The organism is Motilibacter deserti (genome assembly GCF_011250635.1).
Classification (GTDB): Bacteria; Actinomycetota; Actinomycetes; order Motilibacterales; family Motilibacteraceae; genus Motilibacter_A; species Motilibacter_A deserti.
Map to the genome: position 1 here is coordinate 707 of NZ_JAANNP010000099.1, position 5,725 is coordinate 6,431.

The 5,725-nt window shown below is 73.7% G+C and carries 12 protein-coding genes; 5 read left to right on the forward strand and 7 right to left on the reverse strand.

Translation table 11 applies throughout. The annotated features are described in order from the left end of the window. Positions 1-68: 68 nt before the first annotated feature. The 6 genes from G9H71_RS24740 to G9H71_RS24120 form a co-directional block, all read right to left on the reverse strand. Positions 69-191 (reverse strand): daptide-type RiPP, encoded by a 123-nt coding sequence (locus G9H71_RS24740; RefSeq protein ID WP_269204771.1) that lies wholly within the window; start codon positions 189-191, stop codon positions 69-71. Positions 192-243: 52 nt separating this feature from the next. Continuing rightward, positions 244-369, reverse strand: coding sequence for a daptide-type RiPP (locus G9H71_RS24745; protein WP_269204772.1), 126 nt, complete (start codon positions 367-369; stop codon positions 244-246). Positions 370-417: 48 nt separating this feature from the next. Beyond that, on the reverse strand, positions 418-543 hold the full coding sequence (locus tag G9H71_RS24750) for a daptide-type RiPP (RefSeq protein WP_269204772.1): 126 nt from the start codon (positions 541-543) through the stop codon (positions 418-420). Positions 544-632: 89 nt separating this feature from the next. Further along, positions 633-1,457, reverse strand: coding sequence for a hypothetical protein (locus G9H71_RS20350; RefSeq protein ID WP_166284612.1), 825 nt, complete (start codon positions 1,455-1,457; stop codon positions 633-635). Then, complete coding sequence (locus tag G9H71_RS24755) at positions 1,454-2,173, reverse strand: ATP-binding cassette domain-containing protein (RefSeq protein WP_331273150.1); 720 nt, start codon at positions 2,171-2,173, stop codon at positions 1,454-1,456. Before G9H71_RS24755 ends, G9H71_RS20350 begins: the two co-directional genes overlap by 4 nt. Then, positions 2,170-2,355, reverse strand: coding sequence for a hypothetical protein (locus G9H71_RS24120; RefSeq protein ID WP_166284613.1), 186 nt, complete (start codon positions 2,353-2,355; stop codon positions 2,170-2,172). Before G9H71_RS24120 ends, G9H71_RS24755 begins: the two co-directional genes overlap by 4 nt. Positions 2,356-2,699: 344 nt before the next feature. Here G9H71_RS24120 and G9H71_RS20365 point away from each other — a divergent pair, with 344 nt between their 5' ends. The 4 genes from G9H71_RS20365 to G9H71_RS20380 all read left to right on the forward strand — a co-directional run bounded on the left by G9H71_RS20365 (position 2,700) and on the right by G9H71_RS20380 (position 4,991). Next, entirely contained in the window at positions 2,700-3,416 is a 717-nt protein-coding gene (locus G9H71_RS20365) for a methyltransferase domain-containing protein (RefSeq protein ID WP_231135179.1), read from the forward strand. A gap of 33 nt (positions 3,417-3,449) precedes the next feature. After that, positions 3,450-4,091: an HD domain-containing protein gene (locus G9H71_RS20370; RefSeq protein ID WP_166284614.1), complete on the forward strand. Its 642-nt coding sequence runs from the start codon at positions 3,450-3,452 to the stop codon at positions 4,089-4,091. A 41-nt stretch (positions 4,092-4,132) separates the two neighbouring features. Continuing rightward, a complete protein-coding gene (locus G9H71_RS20375; protein ID WP_166284615.1) occupies positions 4,133-4,354 on the forward strand; it encodes a hypothetical protein in 222 nt (73 codons plus the stop codon). Between the two features lie 325 nt (positions 4,355-4,679). After that, positions 4,680-4,991, forward strand: coding sequence for a hypothetical protein (locus G9H71_RS20380; protein WP_166284616.1), 312 nt, complete (start codon positions 4,680-4,682; stop codon positions 4,989-4,991). Here G9H71_RS20380 and G9H71_RS20385 read toward each other — a convergent pair. Then, positions 4,967-5,257 carry a DUF4031 domain-containing protein gene (locus G9H71_RS20385; RefSeq protein ID WP_166284617.1) on the reverse strand — a complete coding sequence of 97 codons (291 nt, stop codon included), beginning with the start codon at positions 5,255-5,257 and terminating at the stop codon, positions 4,967-4,969. The genes G9H71_RS20380 and G9H71_RS20385 overlap by 25 nt on opposite strands. A gap of 58 nt (positions 5,258-5,315) precedes the next feature. On the opposite strand from G9H71_RS20385, the gene G9H71_RS20390 reads away from it, so the two are divergent. Next, positions 5,316-5,648, forward strand: a complete 333-nt coding sequence (locus G9H71_RS20390) for a hypothetical protein (protein WP_166284618.1) — start codon at positions 5,316-5,318, stop codon at positions 5,646-5,648. Positions 5,649-5,725 lie beyond the last annotated feature (77 nt).

Genomic DNA, 5,725 nt, shown 5'->3' on the forward strand with positions numbered 1-5,725 from the left:
GAGCGATGTTCTCCATGGTTTCCCTCCCTTCACGGACTCGGACGGTCTTGGGACAAGGGAAGCAGCGATCAGGTGATCGCGACGCCGATCAGCGTGCCGGCCGCGACGGTGCCGACACCGGCCGCGACGCCCCACCAGAAGCCGGGGGCCTCGAGCGACTCGAGCTCTTCGACCAGAGCGATGTTCTCCATGGTTTCCCTCCCTTCACGGACTCGGACGGACTCACGACAGAGGAAGCGACGATCAGGTGATCGCGACGCCGATCAGCGTGCCGGCCGCGACGGTGCCGACACCGGCGGCGACGCCCCACCAGAAGCCGGGGGCCTCGAGCGACTCGAGCTCCTCGACGAGAGCGGTGGTCTCGTTCATGGTTCCTCCTCTCCACGGCTTGCGAGTGTTGGACGGAAGAAGTCGGGATCAGGTGATCGCGACGCCGATCAGCGTGCCGGCCGCGACGGTGCCGACACCGGCCGCGACGCCCCACCAGAAGCCGGGGGCCTCGAGCGACTCGAGCTCCTCGACCAGAGCGGTGGTCTCGTTCATGGTTTTCCCTCCTTTCGGGCGTGCTCGGGAGAGCTCACGGCGGGACCGTCGTGAGACGTGTGGGGGATGGCCGCCCGGAGCGGCCGGGCTCAGGTGGCGGAGACGGTGACGTCTTCGCGGGCCACCTGGCGGATGGCGAGCAGCAGGCCGACGGTGCACCAGGCGGCGAAGACCAGGTAGCCGGCGCCGGCGGACAGGTGCTCGGTCGCAGGGTCGTGCACGATCGCGGACTGGGCGCCGCCGGGGAGCCACTTGCCGACCGCGGGGACGTACTGGATGACGGCGGCCTCGACCATGATCGAGTAGAGCGTGACCGCGGCGACCGCCACCATCTGGTTGCGGATCAGTGCGCCGAGGGCGACGCCCCAGACCGCCGAGAAGGCGCCGAGGGTGAGCGTGCCGATGGTCATCTGCAGGGCAGGGCCGCTCCAGAGGTCCACGTGTGCCCCGTGCGAGGAGAGCACCGGGGCGCCGATCGCCAGCGCGACCGCCTGCCCGACCGTGGTGAACACCAGGCCTATCGGCACGACCACCAGCGCTTTGGCGAGGAGCCAGTTGCGGCGTGACGGCGTCGCGACGAGCGATGAGCCCATCGTGCGGTAGCGCCGTTCGCTCGCGACCGACAGCACGCCGACCAGGGTGGCCATGAGCCCGGCGCTGAAGCCGAAGCTCAGGACGGTCAGTCGGCCGGTCTCCGAGGCGACCTCCTGGCCGCCGGGCTGCCCGATCGTGGCGGCGACCATGGCGGTCATCACCGCGGCGAGCAGGGCTCCGGCCAGGCCGAGCCAGAGCACGGTGCGCGTCGTCCGGGTCCGGGCGACCTCGGCGGCCACCGCCAGGCGCAGGGCGCCGGGAGGCGCTCCTGCACGGCTTGCGGGCCGGCTGCGGTCAGGGGCGAGCGACAGTGTGGTCATGAGATCCTCCTCGAGCCGGCGATGACGTCCTGGTAGAGCTGCTCGAGCCCGCCGTCGACGTCGAGCGTGGCGGCGCGGTCGCCGCTCCAGAGGACCGTGCGGTCGAGGACGACGACCTCGTCCACGACCTGCTCGAGCTCGCCGAGCAGGTGGCTGCTGACCAGCACGGTGGCGCCGTGCGCGGCTGCGGAGCGCAGCTGGTCGCGGAGCCAGCGGATGCCGTCGGGGTCCAGTCCGTTGGTCGGCTCGTCGAGGACGAGCACGCCCGGCTCGGGCAGGAGCGCCGCCGCCAGGGCCAGGCGCTGCCGCATCCCGAAGGAGTAGCCCTTCACCTTCTTGCGCCCGGCGGACGCCAGCCCGACCTCGCCGAGCAGCGGGCGGACCCGCGCCTGCGGCACCCCGAGGGCGGCGGCCTGCACGAGCAGGTGCCCCTCCCCGGTGCGGGCCGGGTGGGCCCCCGGCTCCAGCGAGGCCCCCACCGTGCCCGGTGCGAGCTCCGCGATCGGGCGGCCGCCCACCGTGGCGTGCCCCGAGTCGGGAGCCGCCAGCCCGAGCAGGATGCGCAGCGCCGTGGTCTTGCCGGCACCGTTGCGGCCTACGAAGCCCGTGACCTGCCCGGCCCGTGCCGTGAAGCTCACGTCCTCGAGGACCGGGCGCCCTCCGTATGCCTTGCTGACCCGCTCGAAGGCGATGTCGAGGCCGGGACGGCTGGTCACCGGGACCTCATCGACATGCCGATCCCGACGCCGGCCCCGACGGCGAGCGCGAAGACCGCGATGACGACGACCGTCTGGGTGGCGACGGAGCCGCCGCGGACCGCGACGACGCTGCCGCCTGCGACGACCACCAGCAACATCGAGCAGATCGCGGCGAGCGCGGTGCTGACTGTCGAGCTCATGAGCAGACTCCTTCCGAGGTGAACGTGCAGCCCGGTCGGCCCGGTCTCACCGGGGCTTCCGGCTGTTCCGGCCGCCCCGCTTGCTGCACGAGAAGATTCGCCCGCCGGCGGTAGCCCTGTCGATGGGTTCGACCTGTCACCAAGGTGTCTGGCAGCGAGTGTCCAAGGGGTGCCCTTCCCGGCCGGTCGGCGCTACTCTCGAGCCATGACGCGCTTGCAGCAGCAGTGGTGGCGCCGCCTCTAGGCGGCCTGCGCGTCCTCGTCCTCAGCAGACCGCCCCGTCCGGGCGTCGTCTGCCGTGCGTGCACCACCCCGTCGCCCGGGCCTTCTTCCGAAGGAGCCCGATGGCCACGACGACCGCGCCGCGTCCCGCCGCCGACGCGATCGGCGACTATCTCGTCAGCGCGCGCACGCTGGAGGAGTACCTCGCCATGCTCGCCCTCTCCCCCGCCGACCTGACCGGGTGCCGGGTGCTCGACTGCCCCGGCGGCGCGTCGAGCTTCACCGCCGAGGCTTGCGCGCTCGGTGCCGATGCGGTGGCGGCCGACCCCGCGTACGCGATGGCGCCCGGTGACCTGGCCGTGCGCGCGCTCGACGACGCGCGGCGCAGCTCGGACTACGTCAGCGCGCACGCCGACCGCTACGAGTGGGGGCTCTTCGGCACCCCGGAAGCTCACTTCGCTGCTCGTGTGGCGGCGGTCGGCCGCTTCGCGTGGGACGTGCGCTCTCACCCGGGGCGGTACGTCCCCGCGTCGTTGCCCGAACTTCCGTTCGCTGATGAAGAGTTTGACGTCGTCCTCAGCTCACATCTGCTCTTCGCTTACGGGGACCGCCTCGACGGCGCCTTCCACCGCGACGCGTTGCGCGAGCTGCTGCGGGTCTGCCGGCCGGGCGGCAGCGTGCGGCTCTACCCGCTCCTCGAGTACGCCGGCGCAGCGCTCGACGGGCTTCCCGCGCTGGTGCGGGAGCTGGGCGGCGACGGCGTCGACGCCACGCTCGTGCCGGTGAGCTACCGCTTCCTGCGCGGTGCGGACACCGCGCTGGTGCTGCGCAAGCGGTGACCCGCAGCAGGCCGGGGCGCCTACGCTCGCCCCGTGGACACCTCCGGCCTGCCCGCCGCCTGGCACCGCAGCGTGCGCGCGCTCGGCGCGACGGCACCCGAGGAGGAGGTCGTGGCGGCCGGGAGGCGCCTGCTCGCGGCGTACGCGGAGCCGCACCGGGCGTACCACGACACCGTGCACCTGGCCGAGGTCCTCGCGCGCCTCGACGAGCTCGCCGGCGAGGCCGCCTCCGTGGAGGTGGCGCGGCTGGCCGCGTGGTTCCACGACGCGGTGTACGACCTGGAGCCCGGGGCGGAGGAGCGCAGCGCCCTGCTGGCGGAGGACTCGCTGGCCCGGCTCGGGATGCCCGCCGGAACGGTCGCAGAGGTGGCCCGGCTCGTCCGGCTCACCGCCGCGCACGACCCCGCACCCGACGACCAGGACGGCAAGGCACTGGCCGACGCAGACCTCGCGGTCCTGGCGTCGCCGGCCGAACGTTATGCGAAGTACGTTGCCGGTGTCCGCGCGGAGTACGCACGCAATGACGACGCCGCCTTCGCCGACGGCCGCGCCCAGGTGCTGCGGGCGCTGCTCTCACGGCCCGCGCTCTTCCGGACCCGGACGGGCGCGCAGTGGGAGCAGGCGGCGCGGGTCAACGTCGAGCGGGAGCTGCGGGAGCTGACGGCGGGCGCGTGAGCCGTGTTTCGCGCGGGCGGTCGGCGGGGCAGGGGGCGGGCATGCTCGGGGACGGGAAGCGACCGCTGGCCAGGCAGCCCGGCGTCTGGGGGACGGTCCTCGCCGGTGCCGCGCTGTTCGTGTTCGCCGCAGCCGGCCCGGCCGGCGACGAGCCGCTCGGACCGACCCTCGCGTTCGCGGCCGCGTTCACGGCGGCCGTGATGCTGCTCTTCGTCACTCTGGACCATCTCGCCCGCAAGGGTGCGCGCCAGCCTCCGCGATGACTACCCAGCCGGAGCCGGTCCTGCCCGCCGTGCGGGACGGCTCGTGGCGGAGCCCGGACGGCACCGAGTTCCGGCAACGCGGGCAAGGGCCGCCGCCCCTTCCTCGTCTGCGCAAGCTGTTCGCCGACCCCGAGTGCCTGGTGGTGCACAGCCATCTCGGCACGGAGACGCCTCTCACAGGTGACGCACGAAGCCAGCTTCTCCGGACTATGGCGCCCTACCTGCGCGACAAGGTCGACCGTTCGGCCGGCGACTCCACCGGCTTCCTCGTCGTCGAGCTCAAGGAGCCGGGCGGCCGGCACGCCGTGGTCGTGGAGGAGCTCTGTTGACCGACGATGCGGACGAGCCGGAGTACGTCGTGGGGCTCAGCTGGCGGGTGGGCCGCGACGTGTCGGACGCCGCGCTCGACCGGTTCGCCGGCCTGCTCGGCCCGTGGAGACCGTGCGCCTGGACCGAGGGCGGCGTGCTCCACACGACGATCGGCATCGACGCCGCGAGCTACGACGCGGCGGCGCGCGCAGGGCTGCGGACGCTCGAGGACGCATTCGCCGCAGCCGGGCTGTCGGGGAGCGCGCTGGAGCTGTCCGTCGTGACCGAGCAGGGTCAGGCCCGCTACGTCCCCGACGCGTTGCGCTGACGCCCGCGCTCCGCGAGCGGCTTGCGCAGCCCCGAAGCCTTCAGCCGCAGGATGAGCTCGCGGCCCGTGACCGGCTCGGCGCCGAGCTCGATCGCCCGCTCGCGCAGCTCCGCGGGGACGTCGTAGTGGTCACCCTGGAAGGCCCGGCGCGGGATCTCGAGCCGCTCGGCGAACTCGTGCAGCTCGGCGTAGGACGTGTCGCTGACCAGGTGCGCCCACAGCCGGTCCCGCCACGGCCAGTTCGCGGGGTCGACGAGCACGGCCATGGCTGCAGCGTAGAAGGCAGAATGGTGACGTGACCGCACGCCGTCCCGCCCGACGCCCGTGACGGACCCGCTGCTCGCCGCGCGGGCCCTGCTGCTGCACGACCTGGCCGCCCGTGGCACCGCCGACGCCGACGTGCTCGCCCTCGTCGAGGAGGTCGTCGAGGGACGGCGCTGGTGGGTCAGCACCTGGCCGCAGGGCTCGGAGTTCGTCGCCGGCCAGCTGGCCCAGGACCTGCAGGACCGGCTGCTCGACGAGGCCGGCCACCGCTGGCCCGGCTGCCCGTTGCACGAGGATGAGCACGAGCTGCGGGTCGAGCCCGAGCTCGGCCCCGACCCGCACTGGGTGTGCGAGGACGCGGGCGCGGTCGTCGCCCCGCTCGGCGCGCTCTGACCGGCCCGCGCTCCCACTGGCTGCCCCGCCGTCCTCCCCGCAACGCCGCACGTCCTACGCGCGCCCTCCGCCTACCC